General features: G+C 59.0%; 26 protein-coding genes and 1 pseudogene. 10 read left to right on the forward strand and 17 right to left on the reverse strand.

Annotated features, from left to right (window positions below; translation table 11 throughout):
- Entirely contained in the window at positions 1-897 is an 897-nt protein-coding gene (locus tag ACVVH8_RS22610) for a LysR family transcriptional regulator (RefSeq protein WP_475226460.1), read from the reverse strand.
- Positions 898-1,016: 119 nt separating this feature from the next.
- Here ACVVH8_RS22610 and ACVVH8_RS22615 point away from each other — a divergent pair, with 119 nt between their 5' ends.
- Positions 1,017-1,772: an SDR family NAD(P)-dependent oxidoreductase gene (locus ACVVH8_RS22615; protein WP_103304033.1), complete on the forward strand. Its 756-nt coding sequence runs from the start codon at positions 1,017-1,019 to the stop codon at positions 1,770-1,772.
- Between the two features lie 155 nt (positions 1,773-1,927).
- Here ACVVH8_RS22615 and ACVVH8_RS22620 read toward each other — a convergent pair whose 3' ends face one another.
- Entirely contained in the window at positions 1,928-2,365 is a 438-nt protein-coding gene (locus ACVVH8_RS22620; RefSeq protein WP_475226462.1) for a multidrug/biocide efflux PACE transporter, read from the reverse strand.
- Positions 2,366-2,454: 89 nt separating this feature from the next.
- Here ACVVH8_RS22620 and ACVVH8_RS22625 point away from each other — a divergent pair, with 89 nt between their 5' ends.
- Entirely contained in the window at positions 2,455-3,309 is an 855-nt protein-coding gene (locus ACVVH8_RS22625) for a LysR family transcriptional regulator (protein ID WP_103304031.1), read from the forward strand.
- 106 nt (positions 3,310-3,415) lie between these two features.
- Here the strand turns inward: ACVVH8_RS22625 and ACVVH8_RS22630 are convergent, their stop codons facing one another.
- From ACVVH8_RS22630 to ACVVH8_RS22640, 3 genes are read right to left on the reverse strand one after another with little or no spacing between them, the layout of a single operon-like run.
- Positions 3,416-4,645: an RNA polymerase sigma factor gene (locus ACVVH8_RS22630; RefSeq protein ID WP_475226465.1), complete on the reverse strand. Its 1,230-nt coding sequence runs from the start codon at positions 4,643-4,645 to the stop codon at positions 3,416-3,418.
- Positions 4,638-4,982, reverse strand: a complete 345-nt coding sequence (locus tag ACVVH8_RS22635) for a YciI family protein (RefSeq protein ID WP_008081988.1) — start codon at positions 4,980-4,982, stop codon at positions 4,638-4,640. Before ACVVH8_RS22635 ends, ACVVH8_RS22630 begins: the two co-directional genes overlap by 8 nt.
- A 40-nt stretch (positions 4,983-5,022) precedes the next feature.
- Positions 5,023-5,448, reverse strand: coding sequence for a YybH family protein (locus tag ACVVH8_RS22640; RefSeq protein WP_103304028.1), 426 nt, complete (start codon positions 5,446-5,448; stop codon positions 5,023-5,025).
- A 140-nt stretch (positions 5,449-5,588) separates the two neighbouring features.
- Here ACVVH8_RS22640 and ACVVH8_RS22645 point away from each other — a divergent pair, with 140 nt between their 5' ends.
- Together ACVVH8_RS22645 and ACVVH8_RS22650 are read left to right on the forward strand one after the other, a co-directional pair.
- A complete protein-coding gene (locus tag ACVVH8_RS22645) occupies positions 5,589-6,074 on the forward strand; it encodes a GNAT family N-acetyltransferase (protein WP_213026373.1) in 486 nt (161 codons plus the stop codon).
- 19 nt (positions 6,075-6,093) lie between these two features.
- The gene (locus tag ACVVH8_RS22650; protein WP_213026374.1) at positions 6,094-6,699 is read left to right on the forward strand and encodes a pyridoxamine 5'-phosphate oxidase family protein; all 606 of its coding nucleotides are present in this window, start codon (positions 6,094-6,096) and stop codon (positions 6,697-6,699) included.
- Between the two features lie 152 nt (positions 6,700-6,851).
- Here the strand turns inward: ACVVH8_RS22650 and ACVVH8_RS22655 are convergent, their stop codons facing one another.
- The 3 genes from ACVVH8_RS22655 to ACVVH8_RS22665 all read right to left on the reverse strand — a co-directional run bounded on the left by ACVVH8_RS22655 (position 6,852) and on the right by ACVVH8_RS22665 (position 8,878).
- Positions 6,852-7,340: a GNAT family N-acetyltransferase gene (locus ACVVH8_RS22655; RefSeq protein ID WP_475226468.1), complete on the reverse strand. Its 489-nt coding sequence runs from the start codon at positions 7,338-7,340 to the stop codon at positions 6,852-6,854.
- Positions 7,341-7,650: 310 nt separating this feature from the next.
- On the reverse strand, positions 7,651-8,148 hold the full coding sequence (locus ACVVH8_RS22660; RefSeq protein ID WP_103304024.1) for a GyrI-like domain-containing protein: 498 nt from the start codon (positions 8,146-8,148) through the stop codon (positions 7,651-7,653).
- A 67-nt stretch (positions 8,149-8,215) separates the two neighbouring features.
- Positions 8,216-8,878 (reverse strand): LysE family translocator, encoded by a 663-nt coding sequence (locus tag ACVVH8_RS22665; RefSeq protein WP_095121253.1) that lies wholly within the window; start codon positions 8,876-8,878, stop codon positions 8,216-8,218.
- A gap of 138 nt (positions 8,879-9,016) precedes the next feature.
- Between ACVVH8_RS22665 and alaC the strand changes: the two genes are divergently transcribed.
- Positions 9,017-10,234 carry an alanine transaminase gene (gene alaC / locus ACVVH8_RS22670; RefSeq protein ID WP_064588850.1) on the forward strand — a complete coding sequence of 406 codons (1,218 nt, stop codon included), beginning with the start codon at positions 9,017-9,019 and terminating at the stop codon, positions 10,232-10,234.
- Positions 10,235-10,397: 163 nt separating this feature from the next.
- Here the strand turns inward: alaC and ACVVH8_RS22675 are convergent, their stop codons facing one another.
- Positions 10,398-11,753 carry a GntP family permease gene (locus ACVVH8_RS22675; RefSeq protein ID WP_315445636.1) on the reverse strand — a complete coding sequence of 452 codons (1,356 nt, stop codon included), beginning with the start codon at positions 11,751-11,753 and terminating at the stop codon, positions 10,398-10,400.
- Between the two features lie 82 nt (positions 11,754-11,835).
- Entirely contained in the window at positions 11,836-12,369 is a 534-nt protein-coding gene (locus tag ACVVH8_RS22680; RefSeq protein WP_315445635.1) for a gluconokinase, GntK/IdnK-type, read from the reverse strand.
- Between the two features lie 217 nt (positions 12,370-12,586).
- Here ACVVH8_RS22680 and gntR point away from each other — a divergent pair, with 217 nt between their 5' ends.
- The gene (gene gntR, locus ACVVH8_RS22685) at positions 12,587-13,618 is read left to right on the forward strand and encodes an HTH-type transcriptional regulator GntR (protein ID WP_213026375.1); all 1,032 of its coding nucleotides are present in this window, start codon (positions 12,587-12,589) and stop codon (positions 13,616-13,618) included.
- A 155-nt stretch (positions 13,619-13,773) separates the two neighbouring features.
- Here the strand turns inward: gntR and ACVVH8_RS22690 are convergent, their stop codons facing one another.
- The gene (locus ACVVH8_RS22690) at positions 13,774-14,646 is read right to left on the reverse strand and encodes a LysR substrate-binding domain-containing protein (protein WP_315445634.1); all 873 of its coding nucleotides are present in this window, start codon (positions 14,644-14,646) and stop codon (positions 13,774-13,776) included.
- Positions 14,647-14,768: 122 nt separating this feature from the next.
- Here ACVVH8_RS22690 and ACVVH8_RS22695 point away from each other — a divergent pair, with 122 nt between their 5' ends.
- From ACVVH8_RS22695 to ACVVH8_RS22710, 4 genes are all read left to right on the forward strand, one after another.
- Positions 14,769-15,209 carry a PACE efflux transporter gene (locus ACVVH8_RS22695; protein ID WP_103304016.1) on the forward strand — a complete coding sequence of 147 codons (441 nt, stop codon included), beginning with the start codon at positions 14,769-14,771 and terminating at the stop codon, positions 15,207-15,209.
- A 125-nt stretch (positions 15,210-15,334) separates the two neighbouring features.
- Positions 15,335-16,759 carry an MFS transporter gene (locus ACVVH8_RS22700; RefSeq protein WP_213026376.1) on the forward strand — a complete coding sequence of 475 codons (1,425 nt, stop codon included), beginning with the start codon at positions 15,335-15,337 and terminating at the stop codon, positions 16,757-16,759.
- Positions 16,760-16,913: 154 nt separating this feature from the next.
- A complete protein-coding gene (locus ACVVH8_RS22705; protein WP_315445631.1) occupies positions 16,914-17,471 on the forward strand; it encodes a hypothetical protein in 558 nt (185 codons plus the stop codon).
- A gap of 186 nt (positions 17,472-17,657) precedes the next feature.
- Positions 17,658-18,080 (forward strand): hypothetical protein, encoded by a 423-nt coding sequence (locus ACVVH8_RS22710; protein WP_401303472.1) that lies wholly within the window; start codon positions 17,658-17,660, stop codon positions 18,078-18,080.
- A gap of 50 nt (positions 18,081-18,130) precedes the next feature.
- Here the strand turns inward: ACVVH8_RS22710 and ACVVH8_RS22715 are convergent, their stop codons facing one another.
- The 6 genes and pseudogenes from ACVVH8_RS22715 to ACVVH8_RS22740 all read right to left on the reverse strand — a co-directional run bounded on the left by ACVVH8_RS22715 (position 18,131) and on the right by ACVVH8_RS22740 (position 23,557).
- Positions 18,131-18,670: a methyl-accepting chemotaxis protein gene (locus tag ACVVH8_RS22715; RefSeq protein WP_224787096.1), complete on the reverse strand. Its 540-nt coding sequence runs from the start codon at positions 18,668-18,670 to the stop codon at positions 18,131-18,133.
- 3 nt (positions 18,671-18,673) lie between these two features.
- Positions 18,674-19,450: pseudogene (locus tag ACVVH8_RS22720) on the reverse strand (PAS domain-containing protein); the annotation flags it as partial.
- Between the two features lie 579 nt (positions 19,451-20,029).
- Complete coding sequence (locus tag ACVVH8_RS22725) at positions 20,030-21,043, reverse strand: ABC transporter substrate-binding protein (protein WP_103304010.1); 1,014 nt, start codon at positions 21,041-21,043, stop codon at positions 20,030-20,032.
- Entirely contained in the window at positions 21,040-21,567 is a 528-nt protein-coding gene (locus ACVVH8_RS22730) for a sigma-70 family RNA polymerase sigma factor (protein WP_475226470.1), read from the reverse strand. The genes ACVVH8_RS22725 and ACVVH8_RS22730 overlap by 4 nt, the downstream gene beginning before the upstream one ends.
- A gap of 116 nt (positions 21,568-21,683) precedes the next feature.
- Positions 21,684-22,475 (reverse strand): phosphate/phosphite/phosphonate ABC transporter substrate-binding protein, encoded by a 792-nt coding sequence (locus tag ACVVH8_RS22735; RefSeq protein ID WP_475226473.1) that lies wholly within the window; start codon positions 22,473-22,475, stop codon positions 21,684-21,686.
- A 140-nt stretch (positions 22,476-22,615) separates the two neighbouring features.
- Positions 22,616-23,557: a fatty acid desaturase gene (locus ACVVH8_RS22740; protein WP_475226475.1), complete on the reverse strand. Its 942-nt coding sequence runs from the start codon at positions 23,555-23,557 to the stop codon at positions 22,616-22,618.
- Between the last annotated feature and the right edge of the window lie 137 nt (positions 23,558-23,694).

A 23,694-nucleotide genomic window follows, 5' to 3' on the forward strand; every position in this document is an offset into this window, starting at 1 on the left:
TCAGAGAGCGGAGCGAATCACATCGCCCAGCCAATCCATGAACACCCGCACCCGCAGCGGCAAATGCCGTTGCCGCGCATACAACAATGAAACCCCCATCGCCGGCGCATTGAACTGCGGCAGCACCGCCACCAACTCGCCGGTTTGCAGATATGAGTGCAGGCCGGTATTGGGCACCTGCACAATCCCGAAGCCGCCCAGACACGCCGACTCATAAGCATCGGTGCTGTTGACCGTCACACTGCCGGCCATCGGTACGCGGCGGGTCTGCCCCGCCTCCTCATAGACAAACCCTTCCGAACGCGAGCCCAACACACCGACGTAATGCACCAGCCGATGCTGCGCCAGATCCTCAAGCGTCTGCGGCACGCCATAACGTTCAAGGTAAGCTGGGCTGGCGCAGTTGATCATGCTGACGTCGCACAGATGCCGCGCCACCACTGACTGGTCCGGCTGCGCGCCGACGCGCAGCACGCAATCGAAACCTTCGCTGAGCAGGTCGACGCGGCGGTCGGTGCTGCTGATTTCCATCTCCAGATTGGGATGGCGATCGATGAATTGCGGCAGCCGTGGCATCACCACGCGCCGGGCGAGAATGTTCGGCATGTCGACACGAATGCGGCCGGTCAGTGAGGCCTCGTCCTGACGAAACAAGCCTTCGATTTCGTCCATGTGCGAGAGCAAATCCTTGCTGCGCTCGTACAACACCAGCCCGTCCTGCGTCGCTTGCACCTTGCGCGTGGTGCGTTGTAACAGCCGTGTGCCGAGCAAGGCTTCCAGTGCCTGCACATGTTCGGACACCGTGGAGCGCGGCAGGCCAAGGTTTTCTCCGGCGAGGGTGAAACTCGATAACTCGCTGACCCGAACGAAGGTGCGCAGCAGTTCCAGTTTGTTCATGGGCCACCTGTTGATTGTTCGGATTAACCGACCAGTGATTCCGCTTTCAGTCTGTTTATCACCTAGGGGCGGATAAATAAACTTTGATCCTTCTACTCCACTGCACCCGAGGAAGTCCCATGAACCGCAAAATCGCATTGATCACCGGCGCCAGTCGTGGCCTGGGCAAAAACGCCGCACTGCACCTCGCCGCGCAAGGCATCGACATCATCGGCACCTACAACAGCCGCGCCGATGAAGCCCAGGCGCTGGAGAGCGAAATCGCTGCACTCGGCGGCAAAGCCGTGATGCTGCAACTGGATGTCGGCCGCAGCGAAGGCTTCGCCGATTTCGCCGCGCGAGTCGAACAGGCGCTGCAGCAGTTTGATCGTCAGCGCTTCGATTTCCTGATCAACAATGCCGGGATTGGCGTACATGCACTGTTTGCCGAGACCACGCCAGAGCAGTTCGACCTACTGATGAACATTCAGTTGAAAGGACCGTTTTTCCTGACCCAGCAACTGCTGCCGCTGATCAACGACGGCGGGCGGATCATCAACATCTCCAGCGGCCTGACCCGCTTCAGCCTGCCGGGTTACGGCGCCTACGCAGCGATGAAGGGTGCGATGGAAGTGCTGACCCGATACCAGGCCAAGGAGCTGGGCGCGCGGCAGATCGGCGTGAACATTCTGGCGCCGGGTGCGATCGAGACGGACTTTGGTGGCGGCGCGGTGCGCGACAATTCGGCATTGAACGCGATGGTTGCCAGCAACACAGCACTGGGCCGGGCCGGTCAGCCGGATGACATTGGCGGGGCGTTGGCGCTGCTGTTGTCGGACGGTGGGCAGTGGATCAACGGCCAGCGGGTTGAGGCATCCGGCGGGATGTTCCTCTAACTTATCCAGCGCGGTGATACCTCTGTGGCGAGGGGATTTACCCCCGATGGACTGCGCAGCAGGCCCCTCCTTTCTGGATCAAAAGAAGGGCCGCTACGCGCCCCATCGGGGATAAATCCCCTCACCACAGGTTTTACATTCACCAAAGGTTTTAGTTAACCCTCACAGACGTGGCGGCTCATCAAGCGCTCACGCAGCACGTCATAGCCCCAGTGATACACGTAGGTGTACGGCAGGAAGAACAACAGCACACCAACGTCGAGCAAAAACGCCTGCCACAGACTGACCGACAGCCACCACGCAATCAACGGCACGCCCATCACGATCAAACCACCCTCGAACAGCAACGCGTGCACCACCCGCACCCAAGCGTTGTGCGCGATGTTCATGCGCTCAAGCATGCGGTCGAAGAAGCGGTTGAACACCACGTTCCAAGCCAGCGCCAGCAACGCGATCAACACCGTCACCGCGCCCATGTCGAGCAGCGGTTTTTGCATGATCCACGCCAGCAGCGGCGTACAGATAATGATCGCCAGCAGCTCGAAACCGATGGCCTGGAAGATACGTTCAGTGAGGGACTTGTTGGCAGTCATGGCCTGACTCCTTGAGTGAAGATGGTTGCCATGATCTGCCCTCACACCGATACTTCATAACCAATAACCATCGATCAAGGCGATAGTTCATGGCGTCGCAAGAAGTGCTGTTGGCGTTTGTCCAAGCGGCAACCCAAGGTTCGTTTTCCGCAGCGGCACGCAAACTGGGGCGCAGTCAGTCGACCATCAGTGCGGCAGTGGCGAGTCTGGAAATTGATCTGGACCTGGTGCTGTTCGACCGCAGCAGCCGCAAACCGACCCTGACCCCGGCCGGCCACGTCATGCTGCAGCGGGCCGAGGCGATTCTCGCGGCCAACAGCCGTCTGGAAATGACTGCGCGGCAATTGTCCCAGGGCGTCGAGCCGAAACTGACGGTGGCGCTGTCCGACACCTACCAATCGGCGCGTTTCGAAGCGGCGCTGATGGAGTTCGAGCAGCGTTATCCGGATCTGGAGCTGGAATGCCTGATTGCCGAGTGCGATGACTTGATCGAGCTGGTCCAGCGCGGCCGGGCGCATCTGGCCTTTGCCGAAATGCAGGATATTTATCCGCCAGACCTGGTGACATCGACCGTCGCCGAGCGCACCGATATCGCCTTGTTTGTCAGCCCTGAGCATCCGCTGACGACACTGGAAAACATCGATCAAACCATCCTGGAACAACATCGCGAACTGCGCCTGGCGACGATCATCAATCCGTACGACAGTCGCGCTAAGGGCCGTGTGTGGTCGGCGCCGAGCTACCTGATGCTGATGGAAATGGCCGAAATGGGTTTCGGCTGGGCACCGCTGCCGCGTTGGCTGGTGGAGCGTTTCGGCAATGACACGCTGGTGGAATTGAACGTGCGCGGCTGGCCGAAACCGGTGTTTGTCGATGCGCTGTGGTCGCGGCTGTACCCACCGGGGCCGGCGGGGAGCTGGTTGCTGAGCAAGATGCTGGAATAAGGGTGCCACCATTCGCGAGCAGGCTCGCTCCCACAGGAGAATGCATTCCAAATGTGGGAGCGAGCCTGCTCGCGAAAGGGTCGGCACTGCCATTGAAGTTTTCGGATCAATCCAATTGCGACAGGCGCGCCTCGATAAACCGTCGCTCGGGCTCTTGTCGGGTTAATTCCAAAGCGCGGAGGTATGCCGCCCGCGCCTCCTCCACCCTGCCCAACTGCCGACAAAACTCCGCCCGCGCCGAATGCGCCAAGTGGTAATCCTGCAGTTCACCGCGATCCAGAATCCCTTCGATCAATCGCAACCCGGCCAGCGCCCCATCACGCTTGGCCACTGCCACCGCCCTGTTCAACTCGATCACCGGCGACGGCACCGCCCGCAGCAGCACGTCATACAGCCCGACGATCTCTTGCCAATCCGTCTCTGCGGCCGTCGGCGCTTCGGCATGCACCGCCGCAATCGCCGCTTGCAAACAATACGGCCCGAACCGCCGCGTAGTCAGCGCCCGTTCCACCAGCGCACAACCTTCGGCGATCAGCTCGGCATCCCACTGCGCGCGATCCTGATCATCCAGCAGCACCAGTTCACCACTGGGCGAAGTGCGCGCCGGCCGTCTCGACTCATGCAACAGCATCAGCGCCAGGAGCCCCATCACCTCCGGTTCCGGCAACAACTCCATCAATAACCGCCCCAGCCGGATCGCTTCACGGGTCAGCTCCTCACGCGTTACTTCCGCGCCCATCGACGCCGAATAGCCCTCGTTGAACACCAGATAAATCACCCGCAACACACTGTCGAGGCGTTCGGGCAATTCGCTCAGGCTCGGAACCTGGTAGGGGATTTTCGCGTCACGAATCTTCGCTTTCGCCCGCACGATGCGCTGGGCGATCGCCGCCGGTGCCGAGAGAAACGCCCGGGCGATTTCTTCGGTGGTCAGGTCGCAGACTTCACGCAAGGTCAGCGGCACTTGCGCATCCGCCGCCAGCGCCGGGTGACAGCAAGTGAAGATCAGCCGCAGACGATCGTCTTCCACGTCTTCGCCACTCCAGTCGGCCTGCTCCAACGCTTCAAGTTGCGCCAGCAACAACGGTTGCGAAGCCTTGAAGCGCGCCCGTCGGCGCAACACATCAATCGCCTTGAAGCGCCCGGTGGACACCAGCCAGGTGCGCGGGTTGTCGGGTACGCCGTCGCGCTGCCAGCGCTCGACCGCGACGAAGAACGCCTCATGCAAGGCTTCTTCGGCGAGGTCGAAATCGCCGAGCAGGCGAATCAGCGTCGCCAGGATCCGCCGTGAATCTTCGCGGTAGACCTGCTCGACCCGCGCCCGGACCTCAGACATTCAACTGCCGCACGGGGCGCACTTCGACGCTGCCGACTCGCGCTGCCGGGATATTGCCGGCCACCTGAATCGCTTCGTTGAGATCCTTGGCATCGATCAGGTAAAACCCCGCCAACTGCTCCTTGGTTTCAGCGAACGGACCGTCGGTGATCGACAGTTTGCCGTTACGCATGCGCACCGTGGTGGCGGTCTGCACCGACTCCAGCGCTTCGGCCGCGACCATCCGCCCGCTGCCCTGAATCGACTCGGCGTAGGCCCAGCATTCGGCGTCTTCCGGGCTGTCGGGCGACGAATGCAACAGGCGCTCATCGCTGTAGACCAGGCATAGATATTTCATGGCGTTCTCCTGATTCGAACGGATCAACTATGGCTGAAGATCAGGGTTGCACATCAAACAGTGTCGCGCCGCTCATCGGATCGAACGGCGCCGACCAGTGCTCGTGGACGATCCGCCACTGCCCACTGACTTGCCGATAGCAGGCGGTTACGCGCATCCAGCAGCTCTGGGTTTCGCCTTTGTCATTGGTGCCGCCGCAATTGGCTACCCAGTGGGCGAAAGCGATGTTGTCGGCGCTCTCGATGGCGATTTCGTGGAATTCGAAAATGTGCGGGCCGGGGCACATTTCCATGCAGGCCACCCAGTGCGCGCGGTAGGCCGGTTTGCCCTTGAATTGCAGGGCCTTGATCGCGTCGAAAGAGACGATGTCGTCGGCGTACAGCGCCATGACCTTTTCCACATCCTTGGTCATGACCGCTTCGCGGTAGGTATTGATCAGGGTCTGGATTTCGCTTTGTGCGCTCATGGTGTTCTCCGTGTTTTTGTTGTGAAGACACCTTTAGTCGTTCGGCCATTGGACAGATCGACAGACGAAACAAAAAATTTCCGCCGAAGACAAAATCGCTAGAATCCGAGACTCATCTTTGTAGGAAAAAGGAAATTCCCGTGTCAGCCCAACTCGTGCCGTACGACAGCCTGAACGCTTTACAGCGACAGCAGGTCGAGGCGATTGAGATCCACCCCGAGCAGATCAAGTTCTCCGGCGACATTCATGGCGCCCTGCATACCTTGCTGTCGAAACCCGGCCCTGGCGTGAAAGGCTTTGCGCTGTTGGCTGAGGAAGTGCCGGTGGCATTCCTGTTGCTCAAGCGCCCGCCGGTGTTGCCCGCCTGGGCCGACGAACACAGCGCCACACTGCATGCGTTGCAGGTCGATCATCGCGCCCAGGGCAAAGGCTACGGCAAGGCCTGTCTGCAAGCCCTACCGCAAGTGGCGCGCGAGGCATGGCCAGAGATCAAGGGGCTGGAATTGTCGGTGGACGCCGACAACGAGGCGGCGATCGCGCTGTACGCCAAATACGGTTTCGTCGACAGCGGCGAAGCGTACAAAGGTCGAATCGGTTACGAGCGGCGCATGGGAATGTTCTTTTAAGTCATCAAGGGGATGCACGATGATCGATTCAATCGAAGCACTGGAAGCTATTTACGGATTGCCGCACGAACGTGCGGTGCGCAAGCAGATCACCTTTCTCAACGACGACTATCAGGCGATGGTGCGCGTCTCGCCCTTGGTGGTGGTCAGCTCGGTCGGCGCCGATGGCCTCGACAATTCACCGCGTGGCGATGCGCCGGGGTTTGTGCGCATCATCGACGAACGCACCCTGGCCCTGCCGGACCGCCCGGGCAATAACCGCATCGATACCTTGCGCAATGTGCTGCACGATCCACGGGTGTCGCTGCTGTTCATCATTCCGGGGATTGGCGAGACCTTGCGGGTCAATGGCACGGCGCAGATCAGTGCTGATCCTGAGCTGCTGGAAAGCTTTGCGGTGAACGGCAAACCGGCGAAAACCGTGTTGCTGGTGACAGTGGAAGCGGCGTTTTTCCATTGTTCGAAAGCGTTTGTGCGCTCGGATGCGTGGAACCCCGAGACCCACCTGCCGCGATCGGCGTTGCCGACGGCTGGCGCCTTTCACAAACGTCTGAACGATGGCCAGTTCGACGCCGACACGTACGACCGTGAAGCGCCAAAAAGGGTACTCGACACGCTCTACTAAACGCTGAACTACAAACAACGCAGAACCCTGTGGGAGCTGGCTTGCCAGCGATGGCGTCGGCACATCAAAACATTGGTGTCGACTGACCAACCGCTATCGCTGGCAAGCCAGCTCCCACAGGTTATGTGTTGCCACAGGCTATGTGTGATGTCTTACAGAGTCAGGATCATCTCGTGCCACGCCATGCCGCCGTGGTCGGACTCGGACGGTTTGATGTAGGCGAAGCCAAACCCGGCATACAGCGGAATGTGCTTTTCCTTGCACATCAGGTGAATCGTCGCTTTATCCATCCCGCGCATGCGGTCGATGAATTCGGCCATCAAGCGCTTGGCCAGGCCCTGGCCCTGATAATCCGGGTGCACCACCACCGACATGATCACCACGTTCGGCCCCGCCGGATCGTGGCCGATCAGTTCCTTGAACGCCTCGTCCGACATCTGCACATCAAACGCCGCGCCCGAGTTGACGAAACCGGCGACCACGCCATCCACGTCGGCCACGATAAAGCCCTCGGGCCAGGTGGCAATGCGCGTGGCGATCTTTTCGCGGGTGGCGGCTTCGTCGCCTTCATAGGCAACGGTTTCGATGGCGTAGCAGCGGTCCAGGTCGGCAGCGGTGACGTTGCGAATGACGGTGTTCATGGCAGCTCGGAAATCAGCGGAAAAAGTGCGCCCAGCTTAAAGGAATAAGGTGTTCATATCGATCCGTGCGGGCAGCGTAAAGCCTGCGTATAAGTGCTTTTCTTCGGGTGCAGGGGCGGCTATTGCTGTGGCGTGTCTCTGACTACCCTTGGGGGAAACCGTTTATGAGCAGCGTTGAAATCGGTCTGTTGATGGTGTTGGGCATCAGTACGTTCGGCTTTATCACCTTGGGCATCGACCTGTTGCGGGCGCGCCGTAAACAGCGGTGAACGCATGAGGCGGATCATTGATCCGCCTCATTGTTGTGTGCTCAGGCTCTTTTGCTGTCGACCGGCACGCAGATTTCCAGCTTGCCGGTGTGCAGCTTCGGATTGAAATCGGCGCTGTAGCGTTCCAGCTCCGGGGCGTTGAGTTCCACGTAGTGAGAGCTTGGCAGCCAGGTTTTGTAGATGTATTGCAGGGTCTGCGGCAACTGATCGAGCGGCCCTTTATGTTCAAACACCGCGTACTGCCGGGGCAGCACTTCGACCCACTGGTAGACCTTCTGGTCGAGGTCATCGAGTTTGCTGATTTCCACCCCGGCGATGTAATCGAAGCCACCCTTGCCGTCGAAGTTGCTGCAAACCCCGTAGGTCACTTCGTTTTTTTGTCCCTGAATCTTTCCCAGGTGCGGCAAGAACTTTTCCCACAGCGCGGGAATGTCCTTTGCGGTGTCTTGGGTAAATCGACCGCGAAAACCTGCAATCAGCAGAAAGTGTCCATGTTCGAAGCGAGGTTCAGCCACTTCGACGCGTTTTTGCTCATCCATGACTCGACTCCTGGAACAAAAAAGGGGTTCGGCTGGGAGTATAGAAAGCCAAAACCAATTCGCACGGTTACAGCGAATGCAACTGCTCGACGGCACCGGACCCGACAAACTCGTTATAACCCGATACGATCACGTACACCGCGAAATAGCAGAAGATCGCCGCAGATGCCATGTAGGAATAGCGCAACAGCTTGTCACCCAACAGCTTGCCGCCGTGGCTCGCGGCGAAGCACAAACCGGCCGACCACAGCAGCCCCGCGCAGAGAAAACCACCAAGGAACAACGCCGAACTCAATGGCCCGCCGCCACCGGAACGGGCGATCAGCGTGCCACCGACGGCGGCGAACCAGAGGATTGCGCTCGGTGAGGACATCGCGAGGAAGATCCCGCGAAAGAACTCCTTGCGATGGGAGTTCTGCCCCACTTCGGCCGTCGCCGCCAACTGCGCCTCGTGATGGATCGCCGAATAAATCATCTTCGCGGCAAAGTAGATCAGCAGCGCCGAACCGCCGATCCACAGGACCCAGCGCACGCTTTCGTATTGCAGCAAAACGGTCATCCCGGCCAGCGCCAGCACCGCATAAATCAGATCACCAACGCAGGTGCCGAGGCCGAGCGCGAAGCCCTGAAAGTAACCACGCTGCATCGCCAGGGTGATCATCGCGATGTTGGCCACGCCGATGTCCAGGCACAGCGAAAGGCTCAGCAAGAAGCCGCTGGTGAATTCCATCTACCGATTTCCTTGGGAAAATTTGTTTACGCACAGGCTGGACAGTCTGCCATCACAGCCCTTATCTTCGCCAACAGGTCACCGCAGTGACCAGCGTCGCTCGGACGGTTCCGGGCGCTTACGTTATCCGAGGCAACAATGGCCGAACAAGGTTCGCCGCGCCGCTTTGCGCGCATAGATCGACTCCCCCCTTACGTTTTCAACATCACCGCCGAGCTGAAGATGGCCGCCAGGCGTCGTGGTGAAGACATCATCGACTTGAGCATGGGCAACCCCGATGGGGCCACGCCGCCGCACATTGTCGAAAAACTCGTACAGGTTGCACAGCGTGAAGACACCCACGGTTACTCCACGTCCAAGGGCATTCCGCGCCTGCGCCGGGCGATTTCCAACTGGTACAAGGAACGCTACGCGGTCGATATCGACCCGGAAAGCGAAGCCATTGTCACCATCGGTTCCAAGGAAGGCCTGGCGCATTTGATGCTGGCGACCCTGGATCAGGGCGATACGGTGCTGGTGCCAAACCCGAGTTATCCGATTCACATCTACGGTGCGGTGATTGCCGGCGCGCAGGTGCGCTCGGTGCCGCTGGTGCCCGGTGTAGACTTCTTCGCCGAGCTGGAACGAGCGATTCGCGGCTCCATCCCGAAGCCGAAAATGATGATCCTCGGCTTCCCGTCCAACCCGACTGCGCAATGCGTGGAGCTGGATTTCTTCGAGCGAGTGATCGCCCTCGCCAAGCAGTACGACGTGTTGGTGATTCACGACCTGGCTTACGCCGACATCGTCTACGACGGCTGGAAAGCCCCGTCGATCATGCAGGTGCCGGGCGCCAAGGACATCGCGGTGGAATTTTTCACCCTGTCCAAGAGCTACAACATGGCCGGCTGGCGCATCGGCTTCATGGTCGGCAATCCGGAACTGGTCAACGCTCTGGCGCGGATCAAGAGCTATCACGACTACGGCACCTTCACCCCGCTGCAAGTCGCGGCGATTGCTGCGTTGGAAGGCGATCAACAGTGCGTGCGCGATATTGCCGAGCAGTATCGGCAGCGCCGCAACGTGCTGGTGAAAGGCCTGCATGAGCTGGGTTGGATGGTCGAGAATCCGAAGGCGTCGATGTATGTCTGGGCGAAGATTCCCGAGGCGTATGCGCATCTGGGTTCGCTGGAGTTCGCCAAGAAGCTGCTGGCCGAGGCCAAGGTCTGCGTCTCGCCGGGGGTGGGTTTTGGTGAGTATGGCGACGATCACGTGCGTTTTGCGCTGATCGAAAACCAGGATCGGATTCGTCAGGCCGTGCGCGGGATTCGCGGGATGTTCCGGGCGGATGGCCTGGCCCCGAAAACCACTGGTTAACGCATGATCGTTCCCACGCTCCGCGTGGTAATGCAGCCCGGGACGCTCTGCGTCCCAAAGCGGACGCAGAGCGTCCATTGAGGCATTCCCACGCAGAGCGTGGGAACGATCACCCACAAAAAAACCGCATCGCTGCGGTTTTTTTGTGTCTGCAAGAAGCTGCTTAAACGAACAGCGACAACAACAGGATAAAGCCCAACGCAACCACCGACAGGATGGTTTCCATCGCCGTCCAGGTCTTGAACGTCTCGGCCACGGTCATGTTGAAGTACTGCTTCACCAGCCAGAAACCGGCGTCGTTGACGTGGGACAGAATTAGCGAACCGGCGCCGGTAGCCAGCACCAGCAGCTCACGGTTGACGCCCGGAATCATCCCCACCACCGGCACCACAATGCCTGCACCGGTAATGGTCGCAACGGTCGCCGAACCGGTTGCAATGCGGATCACCGCAGCTACCAGCCAAGCCAACAGAATCGGCGAGATCTGCGCGCTGACCGCCATGTGGCCGATCACGTCGCCCACGCCGCTGGTCACCAGCATCTGCTTGAAGCCGCCGCCGGCACCGATGATCAGAATGATCGCGGCGGTCGGCGCCAGGCTCGCGTCGAGCCACTTGAGCATCTGCTGAGAACCGATGCCCTGCTTGTGGCCAAAGGTGTACAGCGACAGCAGCAACGCCAGCAGCAGTGCGGAGATCGGGTGACCGATCATGTCCATCCAGGTGCGGAAGAAATGACCGTCCGGCAGCGCCACGTCAGCAAAGGTTTTCAGCAGCATCAGGAACACCGGCAGCAGCACGGTGATCAGGGTGATGCTGAAGCTCGGCAGTTTCGCCGAGTCATCGTTTTCACGGGCCAGTTGATCGACCAGTTCCTGGTTCGGGTGACCGGGAATGTGCTTGGCGATGAACGTACCGAAGATCGGACCGGCGATAATTGCAGTCGGCAGCGCGACGATCAGACCGTACAGAATGGTCTTGCCGATGTCGGCGCCGAACACGCCGATGGCCAGCAGCGGGCCCGGGTGCGGTGGCACCAGACCGTGTACGGCAGACAGACCGGCGAGCAGCGGGATACCGATCTTGATGATCGACACACCGGTGCGGCGCGCGACGATGAACACCAGCGGAATCAGCAGGACAAAGCCGATCTCGAAGAACAACGGAATGCCCACCAGAAACGCGGCGAACATCATCGCCCACTGGACTTTGTCTTTACCGAACGCGCGAATCAGGGTCTGCGCGATCTGATCGGCACCGCCAGACTCGGCCATCATTTTGCCGAGCATGGTGCCCAGCGCGAGGATGATGCCGACGAAGCCGAGCACGCCGCCGAAGCCGTCCTGGAACGCCTTGATGATCGTGCCGATCGGCATGCCGGACGTCAGGCCGAGGAACGCGGCCGCGATGGTCAGGGAGATAAATGGATGAATCTTGAACTTGGTGATCAGGATGATAAGTCCGATCACCGTCACTACTGCATCGAGCAGCAGGTAGGCGTCGTGGGACATGCCAAACATTGGGGGTGTCTCCTGGCTTGTTGTTGTTATTAAAGCGGGTTAAACAGAATTCGTGAGGACAGCGCTAGCTCTTTCAACACACTCATACCGCCTGCTTCAAACCGTGGGCCTGCCACCAGACATGAGCCTGGGACGCCAGTTCTTCAACGCTGTGGATCGAGGCATTCAACGCCAGGGTCAACGGCTCGCCCTTAGGCGATTCGAGGGTGGCGAACTGGCTTTCGATCAACGTGGCCGGCATGAAGTGGCCCGGACGATGGGACACGCGGTCGGCCGCGACTTCAGGGGTCAGCTCAAGAAACACGAAGCCCAGGCCCGGCAAGGCGCTGCGCAACACTTCGCGATAACTGTGTTTAAGGGCCGAGCAGGTCAGCACCGGGCGTTCGCCCAGCGCATCGACGCGACGCAGTTCATCGCACAGGCTGTCGAGCCAGCCGGCACGGTCGTCGTCGTTCAGGGGGATCCCCGCGCTCATCTTTTCGATGTTCGCGGCCGGATGGAAAGTATCGCCTTCAATGGCAGTGGCGCCGCTCAATTGGCACAGGGCCTCGCTGACGCACGTCTTGCCGCAACCGGCAACGCCCATGATGACCAGGGCGGTGATGGGATGACTCATATAACACCTCAGCGCGCAGACAGCGCTACCTTTGCTAGCTATGACTCTAGTGCACAGGCAGAAGTTGCCGACGCCTTCTTGTCGTTTTTTTGGGTTGCAGCAGGTTTTGTTCCCAGCGCCAAAAAGCGAAGATCAGGCAGGACCTCGCTTACGCATTTACAGCTGCATCAGGACAGCGCTACCTTAGTGCCTTGATTTTTGTTTGGCAAGCCGCCCGATGACCACCCCTAAAAACGATAAAAATACCCGCACCACCGGCCGTCCCACCCTGAATGAAGTTGCCCGTTTGGCCGGCGTCAGCCCGATTACCGCCTCGCGCGCCTTGCGCGGGGTCAGCACCGTGGCCACTGAACTTGTGGAGAAAGTGCAAAAAGCCGCCAGTGAACTCAACTACGTGGTCAACCCCGCCGCCCGCGCTTTGGCCTCGGCGCAGAGCCATTCGGTCGTGGTTCTGGTGCCCTCGTTATCCAACCTCTTGTTCATCGATACGCTGGAAGCCATTCATCGGGTGTTGACGCCCAAGGGCTTCGAAGTGCTGATCGGCAACTTCCACTACTCGCGCGATGAAGAAGAAAACCTGTTGCGCAACTACATGGCTTATCAGCCACGCGGATTTCTGCTGACTGGGTTTGATCGCACCGAAAGTTCGCGACGAATGCTCGAGGCCAGCAATATTCCCTGCGTCTACATGATGGAACTGGACAGTGCGGCAGGGGTGAATTGCGTGGGATTCTCGCAACTCAGTGCCGGTGAAACCGCGGCCGAGCATTTGCTTTCTCGCGGGCGCAAGCGTCTGGCTTATATAGGCGCACAACTCGATCAGCGTACGTTGCTGCGCGGCGAAGGTTTCCGCAAAGCCCTGCAGAAGGCCGGCAAGTACGACCCGGATCTGGAAGTGCTGACACCGCGCTCCTCTTCAGTTGGTTTAGGCGGTGAGTTGTTCCTGCAATTGCTCGCGGCGCATCCGGATGTCGATGCGATCTTCTTTGGTAACGACGACCTGGCGCAGGGCGCACTGCTCGAAGCGCTGCGTATCGGGATCAAGATTCCCGAGCAGGTGGCGATTCTCGGCTTCAACGATCTGCCGATGTCCGAGCACATGGTGCCGCGCCTGAGCAGCATCAACACCCCGCGCGAGGCGATCGGCCGGCGCGCAGCCGAGCAGATGCTGACATTGATGGCCGGCAACAGCGTGGCGCGGCCGGTGGAAGACATGGGCTTCGAACTGAAAATCCGCGAAAGCACCTGATCCCACATTTTTTGTGGCACTCACAAATCCAAGGGGCAATCGCAATCCCTGTGGGAGCTGGCTTGCCAGCGATGGCGTCAGGTCAGTCGATAAATGGTTGACTGACCCACTGCTATCGCTGGCAAGCCAGCTCCCACATTGGATATTCACTGTTTCTAATGGCCGAGTAATTCAACCAGTGCCAATGCGCCCTTCTGGAGCGGCTGGCTCTTGAGCCATACGGCATGCACCGGCAGCACCAGGCCGTTTTCGATGTTGCGAAAATTCAGCCGCTTCAAGCGGCCGCTGTCCAGCCACGGCTGCACCACCGACAGTGGGAAGTTGCCCCAGCCCAATCCCGCTTCGACCATTTCCATCGCCGTCTCAAGGCTGTCGGTGCGCCAGTGCGATTGCGCCACCAGCGGCCGTGTATCGCTGATCGGCAAATCACGGCTGGCGACGAAGATCTGCCGGACGTGCACCAGATCCTCCAAAAACAAACCCTTCCCCTGCAACAACGGACTGTCCGCCGCCAGTGTGGCGATCATTCGCTCGCTGCCGACAAACTGAAACTGCTCCAGCACGTTCACGCTCAACCCGGCAAACGCCAGGCACACGCTGACACGGCCACTGTGCAGCATCGCCAGCACGTCATCCTGCGGTGCAGTCAGCACTTCGATGTCGAGCAGCGGATGGCGCTCGGTCATCACCTTGATCGCCGCCAGCAAGCGCCGACGGTCGATGTCCGCCACCACACCGATCGACAGCTTGCTCTCCAGCCCCAACGACAACTCCACCGCGTGCACCCGCAATTGCTTGAGTTGCTCGGCGATCAGCCGCGCATGCGGCACCAATGACAATGCCATCGCCGTCGGCTGCGGTTCGCGGTGGCTACGGTCGAACAACGGATAACCGAGTTCCGCCTCAAGATTGCCGATGCCCATACTCACTGCTGACGGGACTTTGCCCAGCGCACGGGCGGCGGCGGAAAACGAGCCGCGCTCTATCACCGCGAGGAACAGTTCGATGCTGTCGCTGTTGAAATTCACGCCCACCACCTATCAATAAAACTGAAAGCTACTGACTTTTTCTGTCAGTGCTATTGAAGCTATCTTTCGTCGCCTGCGCCAGCCCCGCTGGCCAATGAATTTGAAGAAAGAGGCAAACCCCCATGCAAGGCGTCAAACGCAAACTGGTCTACGTGTCGCTCTACGAAGTGATCGGCATGACCTTCTCCGCCCTCGGCCTGGCGTTGTTGTCCGGGACGTCACCGGGCAGCACCGGGCCCTTGGCGGTGATCATCACCACCATCGCCGTGACCTGGAATTTCATTTACACCTCGCTGTTCGAGCACTGGGAAAGCCGCCAACCGTCGCGCACCCGCACAGTGAAAAGGCGGATTGCCCACGCCATCGGGTTTCAACTGACGCTGATCGTGTTCCTCATTCCGTTGATCGCCTGGTGGATGAACATCAGCCTGGTCCAGGCGTTTCTGTTGGATCTGGCGTTGATCATCTTCATCCCTTGCTACACGTTTGCCTTCAACTGGCTGTTTGATCGAGTGTTCGGTTTGCCAGCCTCAGCGCTACCGGATTCGACGGCTGCGGCATAAATCGTTAATTCGTAAACAGATATTGCAAAAAATCAGCGGTTTAACGGAGTAAACCGCCAATATTCACAATCCGTTAACTCCGATAGCAGGCTAAGCTTTTCCATCAATAAAAAATGGATCAGCCCATGACTGCTCACGCCCCCGCCGCCGCGCAAAGCGACGGCATCGACCCGATTCGCGCCGCCCAGGTGTCCGCCCGCATCGACCGCCTCCCGGCCGTCGCGACGATCTGGCGACTGGTGGCGCTGCTGTCGATCGGTGGATTTTTCGAACTCTACGACCTGTTCCAGACCGCTTACATCAGCCCCGGACTGATACGCGACGGCATCTTCGCCACCGGCAATCAGGGTGTGTTCGGTTTCTCCGATCAGGCAGCTTTTGCCTCGGCGACCTTCCTCGGCCTGTTCCTCGGCGCCAGTCTGCTCAGCCCGTTGGCGGATCGCTTTGGTCGCCGCGCAATCTTCACCTTCGCGCTGGTCTGGTACACGGTCGCGACGGTGCTGATGGGCATTCAGAGTTCGGCGCTGGGGATCATCTGCATGCGTTTTCTGGTGGGCATTGGCTTGGGCATCGAACTGGTGACCATCGACGCCTACCTCTCGGAACTGGTGCCCAAGCGCATGCGCAGCTCGGCGTTTGCCTTCGCGTTTTTCGTGCAGTTCCTGTCGGTACCGGCGGTGGCGTTGATGTCGTGGTGGCTGGTACCGCAGGCGCCGTTCGGCGTCAGTGGCTGGCGCTGGGTAGTGTTGGCCAGCGCGGTGTTTGCGCTGTTCATCTGGTGGTTGCGCAAGCGTCTGCCGGAGTCGCCGCGCTGGCTCGCTCAGCATGGCCGTTTCGATGAGGCCAATCGGATTCTCGACGGCATTGAAGCTCGTTGCGAGAAAGATCACGGTAAACCGCTGGATGCCCCCGAGGCCGTCCCCGTGGACGTTGAAGGCAAAGGCCGTTTCGCCGACATCTGGCAGCCGCCCTATCGCCGTCGCGCGCTGATGCTGATCGTCTTCCACATCTTCCAGGCCATCGGTTTCTTCGGCTTCGGCAACTGGCTGCCGGCGCTGCTTTCCGGCCAGGGCGTCAGCGTTACTCACAGCCTGATGTACGCCTTCATCATCACCCTCGCCTACCCGCTCGGGCCGTTGCTGTTCGTGAAGTTCGCCAACCGTTTCGAGAACAAATGGCAGATTGTCGGCTCGGCCCTTGGCGCCATGACCTTCGGTACTTTGTTTGCCCTGCAGACCAGTGCGTTCGGACTGATCTTCTGTGGGGTGATGATCACCTTCTGCAACGCCTGGCTGAGCTTCAGTTATCACTCGTACCAGAGCGAATTGTTCCCGACCAATATCCGCGCCCGGGCGGTGGGTTTCTGCTATTCGTTCAGTCGCTTGTCGACGGTATTCAGCAGTCTGTTGATCGGCCTGTTTCTCGACAACTTCGGTACGCCCGGCGTGTTGGCGTTCATTGTCAGCAGCATGTTGATCGTGATGCTGACCATCGGCTACTTCGGCCCGCGCACGCGCAATCTGGCGCTGGAGAACATTGCCCATCGCTGAGGACCGGCGGTCATCTTCTGCCGTCTATCGGCAACGGCTGACCGCTTTTCATCGCCGGTTTGTTGACCAACCTGTTGAAATACAAGCACTTGCGGGACGGGCACGTTAATTGCTGCTGTACGGCAGTCAGCAATTACCTACAGGTCAATTCATCATGTTGGTCAGCGCCAAACATCAGCAAATCATCCACCTGCCCAAGCAGTTGAATGACGACGCCACCTCCACCGCCGCAGCCGGTTTGCAAGGTGGCCTGCACGGTGCCATGCTGCAGACCCTGCAAAACCAGACGCAGGCGCAAGCCACCGACGCGACCGCCAAGGTCCAGGATTCGGCTACGCAGATCGCTACTCAGCAAGTTGCCGAAGCGACGCGCATCAGCGACAACGTCGACGAAGCGTTCGCCAAGACCCGCGTCAACCTGCAAGCCACCGATATCTCCGACGCGACCAAAGCCACTCCTTCGGCTACTGACGAGTTCAAGGACTACATGAGCAAGTCGCCGGAACAGCGTCTGCGCGACAACATCCTCCGGGATCTGGGCATTACCGAAGAAGACATCCAGAACATGCCGCCAGAGAAACAACTGGCAATCGGCAAGGAGATCGCCGAGCGCATGCAAGACAAGATGAAGTTGGCGCAGTCCGAGAAAGAAAACGTCAATGACGTGAAGGACAGCGACAAGTTGGCGGACAAGTTTCTCGCCGCGCTTTGATCGCTACGTGTTTGATAAAAAAGTCCTGAAAGGGACTTTTTTTGTTTTCAGCAGGTAGACCACTCGTCGCATAAAACCCGCCACCTGTAATTTCTGACAGTAGACGCTCTGGGTGAACCGAGTAAACATCGACCTGCCATCCGGCTGGGGGCAATGCCCTCGATTAACAGACAAGGAAGACAGGTCATGAGCGAAAAAACCAAAGCCAGTGGGCGCTTCAATTTGAGAGCGCGAGAAAACGGTGGCGAAGAGATTGTGGTGCCAACCAAGATACATAGCGTGGAATTATCTTCGAACTCTCTGACACTTCGAGGATGGAATTACGATGATCCCAACGAGTTGCCTTGGGGATGCCGGATTGACATACGCGGTCCAATCAAGGTTGGCAAATATGATTTGGCACAGGGCTACGCATTTTATAACCCAAGAAAATCAGATGAATCCTGGATGGCTACGGAAGGCGAATTTACGTTAGACGAAGTGGATTTCGAAAAATACTTCATTAAAGGCAGCTTCCGATTCACCGCCGTACCCATTGAAAGCCCTGGGTTGCGTGGAGATATCCACGGGACTTTTTCACTGCAGGAATACACTAAGCCTGTTGTTTAAATTGTCAGCCCACAGCCCCGCGCATTGGCGGGGCTGTGCTTATACCTTCATCAGTTCAGTTGCAGCGTCTCATTGAACTGGCTGATCGCATCGACCACATGCCGCGACCCCTGCTGAATCTCCAGAATCACCTCCCCCGCCTCGTTCGCCAGTTCCACCCCGAGCCCGGTGCGACTCAGGCTCGATTGCATGCTCGACACCGCGCTCAGTGACAGATCATGGTTCTTGCGCACCACTTCGACAATTTCCAGCGTCGCCTGGCTGGTACGGGCTGCGAGGCTGCGCACCTCATCCGCCACTACCGCGAATCCACGCCCATGCTCGCCGGCTCGAGCCGCTTCGATGGCGGCATTCAGCGCCAGCAGGTTGGTTTGATCGGCGATGCCGCGAATGGTCTGGACGATGGTGCCGATGATGTCCGACTGTTTGCTGACCGCATCGATGCTGACCGCGGCTTCGTTGAGGTCGCGGGAAATGTCCTGAATGATCTGCACGGTTTGCTGCACGACCTGTGAGCCTTTTTGCGCGCAGGCGTCGTTTTGTACCGAAGTGCTGTGGGCCGATTCCGCGGCGTTTTGCAGCGTGGTCATTTGATGGGTGATGTCGCTGGCGAACTTCACCACTTTGTACAGCCGCCCTTTCGCATCGAACAGCGGGTTATACGACGCTTCCAGGTAAACCATCTGCCCGGACTTGTTCTTGCGCTCGAAACGGTGCGAGTGATATTCGCCGCGATTGAGCGAGGCCCAGAAGGCCTTGTATTGCGCTGACTCGGCCTCGGCGCGATGGCAAAACAGGCTGTGGTGATGGCCGACGACTTCGTTGAGCGAATACTGCATGGTTTTCAGAAAGTTTTCGTTGGCGCTGATCACATTGCCTTCCGGGGTGAACTCGATCACCGCCATCGAGCGACCGATGGCCGCCAGCATGCTTTCTTCTTCATGTTCCTTGTTGATCCGCGCGGTAATGTCCGACGCCACTTTGATCACACTTCTGACTTGCTTGTCCTGGCCATACACCGGCATGTAGCTGGCTTCGAGCCAGACTTCCTTGCCGCTTTTGTTCAAGCGCAGGAAAGTCCCACTGATCGGCTCGCCCCGAGCGAGATCGCGCCACAACTTGGCGTACTCCTCGCTGCGATAGAAGACTTCCTCGCAAAAGATCCGGTGATGCTTGCCGCGCACTTCTTCAGCGCTGTAGCCCATGGTCTTGCAGAAGTTTTCGTTGGCATCCAGAACGATGCCTTCGGGGGTGAACTCGATCATTGCCATCGAACGGCTGATCGCGGCCAACTTGGCGTTGGCCTCAGTCAGCGCACAACTGAATCGCTCGATTTCCTGCAGGTCAGCCTTGTGATGTAGGTTGAACATGGTTGTATCACCTTCAGCGCGGTCTTTTGATTTGATGAAAGTTCAGGTCTTTCAGAATCCACCACTACGTTCCACAGAACAGGCACACGCATTCCTCCACGGGAGGAAGTTGTCAGGTGATAAATGATGATCAATCGGAGAGTCCATGCAGCGACGCTCTAATCAAGACATCCTTCTCTTGATAGCCCGCTCGCGGGCCAGCCCTAACGTGTTGAAGAACTTCCATTTAAATGATGCTCCTTGTTGGTTCAGTGTCGGTGCCTCGGATTGCGCACTCTGGCAGCATGAATCACGGGCTAACGCTGTACGCGCGGCATGTTTGGCATGACGGTCGACATAGTTAGTTATGTGTGAGCATAGACAGCGCAAAGCCTTGCGCAAGGCCACTAGTCGGCCAGTATCTGGCACTTTTTGCACAAGAATCGGTTCAGCGCGGGGAGGTTTTGGCGAGGCGGACACAATCGCTGGCAAGCCAGCTCCCACAGGGTTCTGCGCTATTTCAAATGAGTGCAATTTCTGTGGGAGCTGGCTTGCCAGCGAAGAGGCCATTACAAACACTACAAAAACAACAGAAATGACTTACAGACTTCCACTCACCTTGTCAGCTACGTCACCCGGCACCCATGGCTTCCAGACTTGCGGCTGATCACGCAAAAACGCCTCTGCCACCACGCGTGGTTGCTGGCGTTTTTCACTCATCCCGGCCAGCGTCTGGTTGAGCAGATCAATCGGCAAATCGACTTTTTCAAAAAACTTCACCAGTTCCGGATACTGCGCCTTGAACGGTGCTGATACGCCAATCGCCAGGCTCGCCGGCATCGAGCGCGTGCCTTTCGGATTCGGGTTGTTCGCGTCGGCCAGAGTCTTCCAGGCTTCGGCATCGAACGGCGGCTCTTCAAGCTTCACCAGTTTGAAACGACCCAACAGTGGCGTCGGCGACCAGTAGTAAAACAGCACCGGTTTGCCGCGCTTGATCGACGACGCCACTTCGGCATCCAGCGCCGCGCCGGAGCCGGTGCGGAAATTGACGAAGCTGTCGTTCAGGGCATAGGCCTTGAGCTTCTGGCTGTTGACGATCTCCGAAGTCCAACCGGTCGGGCTGTTGAGGAAGCGCCCACGGCTCGGGTCTTCCGGGTCGCGGAACACGTCTTTATAGCGCGGCAGGTCCGCCACTGATTTCAGCTCCGGCGCCAATGGCTTGATCCCGCGCTCGGGGTCGCCCTTGATCACGTACTCCGGCACCCACCAGCCTTCAGTGGCGCCTTTGACTGTGTCGCCGAGACCAAAGACTTTGCCCTCATTGGCCGCTTTTACCCACGCCGGACTGCGCCCGGCCCATTCCTCGCCGATCACCTGAATATCGTTTTTCGCCAGCGCCGCTTCCAGACTGACGGTGCTGCCCGGCAGCGTATCCGTTGAGTAGCCGTAGCCTTTTTCGACAATCAGGCGCAGCACTTCGGTGATGAAGCTGCCGCTCTCCCAAGTGATGTCACCGAAGTGAATCGGTGCGGTTTGCTCCGCCGCAGAAACGGCGCCGACGCTCAGGCTCAGTGCCAGCAGCGAACCGCCGAGCAGGGTTTTGATCGATCTCATGCAGACCTCTTGTCTTGTAGGAATTGATTGGCACTGTGGCGCTCGCAAAGTGCCTGGGAACGGCTCATGTAGACGCTGACCGAACGCTGCGAGATGCCCAGTTCGGCGGCGATTTGCGGGTAGGTCAGGCCATCGATGCGTGCGAGCAGAAAGGTCGAGCGGACTTTGCCCGGCAACCGTTGCAGGCTGTGATCGAGGCGGCTGAGGGTTTGGGTCAATTGCGCGATGTCTTCCGGCGAGGCGGCGTAATCCACATCGATCTGCTGCTGGTGACGGCGCTCCAGGTCGGCGCGGCGCCAGCGTTGATATAGCAAGCGTTGGGCGACGGTGGTGAGCAACGCGCGAGGTTCACGGATCGCGGTCAGGCTGGGGGCTTCGAGCAGTTGCGCAAAGGTTTCGGCGGCGATGTCCTCAACGCTGGCTGCGTCATGCAGATGCCGGCGCAGGTAGCTGCAGAGCCAGTGATAGTGGGCACGGAACAGTTTGTCGAGTTGCTGGCGGTGAGACAGATCGGCGCCGGACATAAGGGCTCCTTGGTGAAGGGTCGCTGAATGTCCGGTGTTCCGGTGGCGCGATCGTAGCAAGGCGCCTTATGCATTAATAATATTTAAATCTTATTTTTATATTCATTTTTGATCTTTCAGCGTAAGCGGCCGTAACCCAAATCTTCAGCCTCACGCTGATAATCGAGAATCACCCGATAGTCGCTTTCAGTGGCCGACAGCACTTCAACCAGCCCCAATGTCTGTGCGACGTCGGGAAGCTCACGCAGTGATTGATTCATTACTCGGCGCAACTGCTCGGCTTGCTCATCCGTGGCATTGGCAACGGTAATGAACGGCAGCGTCGGGCTGAAGGCACTGCGCGCCACCAACCGTAATCCGCTGACCTCCTCGGGTGCGTACTGTGCAAGACAGGCGTAGGTCACGCTGTCGATGGCGGCCAGATCGGCGAGATTTTCGCGCAACCAGCGAAGACTCTCGCGGTGTCCGCCGCTGACGCCGACCGAGGCGAAAAACTGGCCGTTCTGCTGCAACGGCGCCAGGCGTTGGCGCAACAGGTTCATGCCGCTGTTGGAATCCTCGCTGTTGATCACTCCGCGACTGTTGCGAAAGTCCGCGAGGATTTTGCGCGGGTCATCGGCGCGGCAGAGGATCAGGCTGCAATGGTTGCCGGCGCTGGCGTCGGGGAGTTCGTAACGAGGACGGCCGACGATTCGGACCTTGCCGCGTAGCGCCGTCATCAAGGGATAACCGCAGGTTTGGGTCAGCAGCAAATCCGGCGAAAGCCATAGTTCCGGCAGCGACAGGTTTTCCGCGTTCAGACGAATCACGCCCAGGTGTTCGAGGATGCGTGAAATCCAGCGCTCGTTCGCTGCACGGATGGGCTCAGGCGCGACATACATCAGGAACTCGATGTGGTGTTGGGTCATACACATCTTCCCTACCCATAAATAACCCTGTGGGAGCGGGCTTGCCCGCGAAGAGGCCAGCACCTCCAACATCATTGTTTTCAGACAGATCGCCTTCGCGGGCACGCCCGCTCCCACAGGGTTTAGCGGTGGCAGTGCGGTCAGTGAAACGGATGCTGCGGACTGTCGATCGGCTTGAAACCATGCCGCCGCCACAACTGCCCATACCCTCGCACCAGAAACCCGCCACTGCGCGCCAGCCATTGCTCACGGCGCATCCGGTATGCCTGCGGCAAGTCGTACCACGCCAGCCCCGGCAAGTCGTGATGCACCAGATGAAAATTCAGATTCAGAAACAGCCAGCGCCACGGCCATGCGGCTTCGTTGAGCACCGTGCGTTGCTCAGGTTGCGCGTGCGGACGATGTTCATAGTAGGAGCGGATCATTGCAATCGACAGCGCCGGCACACTGATCAGCAGCAGGTAATGCCACACCGGCAAGGCGCTGTAGCGGGCGATGAACCACAGCATCAACAACGTAAACGCGCCGTGAGTCAGCCACATCAGCCACGCTTGGCGGTCGCCGTTCTTCAGCCGTTGCAGTTCCTCACTCGCCAGCGCCAAGAGCCCCAGCGGCGCACCAATCACGAATCGACCGAGGACGGTTTTGTTCAGCCAATGCAGGCCGCGCGCAAACAACGAACTGCCCTGCCAGCCCGCCGCCGTCAGGTAACGACTTTCCGGATCGACACCGGGAACGGTCAGGTCTTCATCGCGGTGATGCAACAAATGACTGTCGCGATACAGTGTGTACGGATACCACACCGCAAACGGCGCATAACCGAGGACTTTGTTGACGAAGGTCGAGCGGGTCGGATGCCCGTGGAGCAGTTCATGTTGAACCGACAACCACAGCACCAGCAGCGGAACCAGCAGCACGGTGCTCCAGCCACGACCGAGCCAATCGCTGTTGAGGACGATGGCGAACCAGGCGCCATACACGCCGATCAGCAACAGCCAGGTCGGCCACTCGGTGCGCGCAGTGAAGCGTTGGCGCAGGGTGTCGATTTGCTCGCGATGGGCGGCGTCGAAGTAATGGGGCATGGCGTTGCTCGAAACGGGATCTTGCCCTTCTGTGCAACGACGTCGATGAATCCTGCAGATTATTTTTCGGATTCAGGCAGGAGCCCGAGAACCGGGCTCCTGATGGGTGCGATCAATGGCCGAAAATGTCGACTTTC

Source organism: Pseudomonas trutticola BRTCR10 (assembly GCF_056155105.1).

Coding starts and splice junctions, on each gene's coding strand:
- ACVVH8_RS22610 (WP_475226460.1), bottom strand. CDS start 897: ATGAACAAACTGGAACTGCTGCGCACCTTCGTTCGGGTCAGCGAGTTA.
- ACVVH8_RS22615 (WP_103304033.1), top strand. CDS start 1,017: ATGAACCGCAAAATCGCATTGATCACCGGCGCCAGTCGTGGCCTGGGC.
- ACVVH8_RS22620 (WP_475226462.1), bottom strand. CDS start 2,365: ATGACTGCCAACAAGTCCCTCACTGAACGTATCTTCCAGGCCATCGGT.
- ACVVH8_RS22625 (WP_103304031.1), top strand. CDS start 2,455: ATGGCGTCGCAAGAAGTGCTGTTGGCGTTTGTCCAAGCGGCAACCCAA.
- ACVVH8_RS22630 (WP_475226465.1), bottom strand. CDS start 4,645: ATGTCTGAGGTCCGGGCGCGGGTCGAGCAGGTCTACCGCGAAGATTCA.
- ACVVH8_RS22635 (WP_008081988.1), bottom strand. CDS start 4,982: ATGAAATATCTATGCCTGGTCTACAGCGATGAGCGCCTGTTGCATTCG.
- ACVVH8_RS22640 (WP_103304028.1), bottom strand. CDS start 5,448: ATGAGCGCACAAAGCGAAATCCAGACCCTGATCAATACCTACCGCGAA.
- ACVVH8_RS22650 (WP_213026374.1), top strand. CDS start 6,094: ATGATCGATTCAATCGAAGCACTGGAAGCTATTTACGGATTGCCGCAC.
- ACVVH8_RS22655 (WP_475226468.1), bottom strand. CDS start 7,340: ATGAACACCGTCATTCGCAACGTCACCGCTGCCGACCTGGACCGCTGC.
- ACVVH8_RS22660 (WP_103304024.1), bottom strand. CDS start 8,148: ATGGATGAGCAAAAACGCGTCGAAGTGGCTGAACCTCGCTTCGAACAT.
- ACVVH8_RS22665 (WP_095121253.1), bottom strand. CDS start 8,878: ATGGAATTCACCAGCGGCTTCTTGCTGAGCCTTTCGCTGTGCCTGGAC.
- alaC (WP_064588850.1), top strand. CDS start 9,017: ATGGCCGAACAAGGTTCGCCGCGCCGCTTTGCGCGCATAGATCGACTC.
- ACVVH8_RS22675 (WP_315445636.1), bottom strand. CDS start 11,753: ATGTTTGGCATGTCCCACGACGCCTACCTGCTGCTCGATGCAGTAGTG.
- ACVVH8_RS22680 (WP_315445635.1), bottom strand. CDS start 12,369: ATGAGTCATCCCATCACCGCCCTGGTCATCATGGGCGTTGCCGGTTGC.
- gntR (WP_213026375.1), top strand. CDS start 12,587: ATGACCACCCCTAAAAACGATAAAAATACCCGCACCACCGGCCGTCCC.
- ACVVH8_RS22695 (WP_103304016.1), top strand. CDS start 14,769: ATGCAAGGCGTCAAACGCAAACTGGTCTACGTGTCGCTCTACGAAGTG.
- ACVVH8_RS22700 (WP_213026376.1), top strand. CDS start 15,335: ATGACTGCTCACGCCCCCGCCGCCGCGCAAAGCGACGGCATCGACCCG.
- ACVVH8_RS22705 (WP_315445631.1), top strand. CDS start 16,914: ATGTTGGTCAGCGCCAAACATCAGCAAATCATCCACCTGCCCAAGCAG.
- ACVVH8_RS22710 (WP_401303472.1), top strand. CDS start 17,658: ATGAGCGAAAAAACCAAAGCCAGTGGGCGCTTCAATTTGAGAGCGCGA.
- ACVVH8_RS22715 (WP_224787096.1), bottom strand. CDS start 18,670: ATGACCACGCTGCAAAACGCCGCGGAATCGGCCCACAGCACTTCGGTA.
- ACVVH8_RS22725 (WP_103304010.1), bottom strand. CDS start 21,043: ATGAGATCGATCAAAACCCTGCTCGGCGGTTCGCTGCTGGCACTGAGC.
- ACVVH8_RS22730 (WP_475226470.1), bottom strand. CDS start 21,567: ATGTCCGGCGCCGATCTGTCTCACCGCCAGCAACTCGACAAACTGTTC.
- ACVVH8_RS22735 (WP_475226473.1), bottom strand. CDS start 22,475: ATGACCCAACACCACATCGAGTTCCTGATGTATGTCGCGCCTGAGCCC.
- ACVVH8_RS22740 (WP_475226475.1), bottom strand. CDS start 23,557: ATGCCCCATTACTTCGACGCCGCCCATCGCGAGCAAATCGACACCCTG.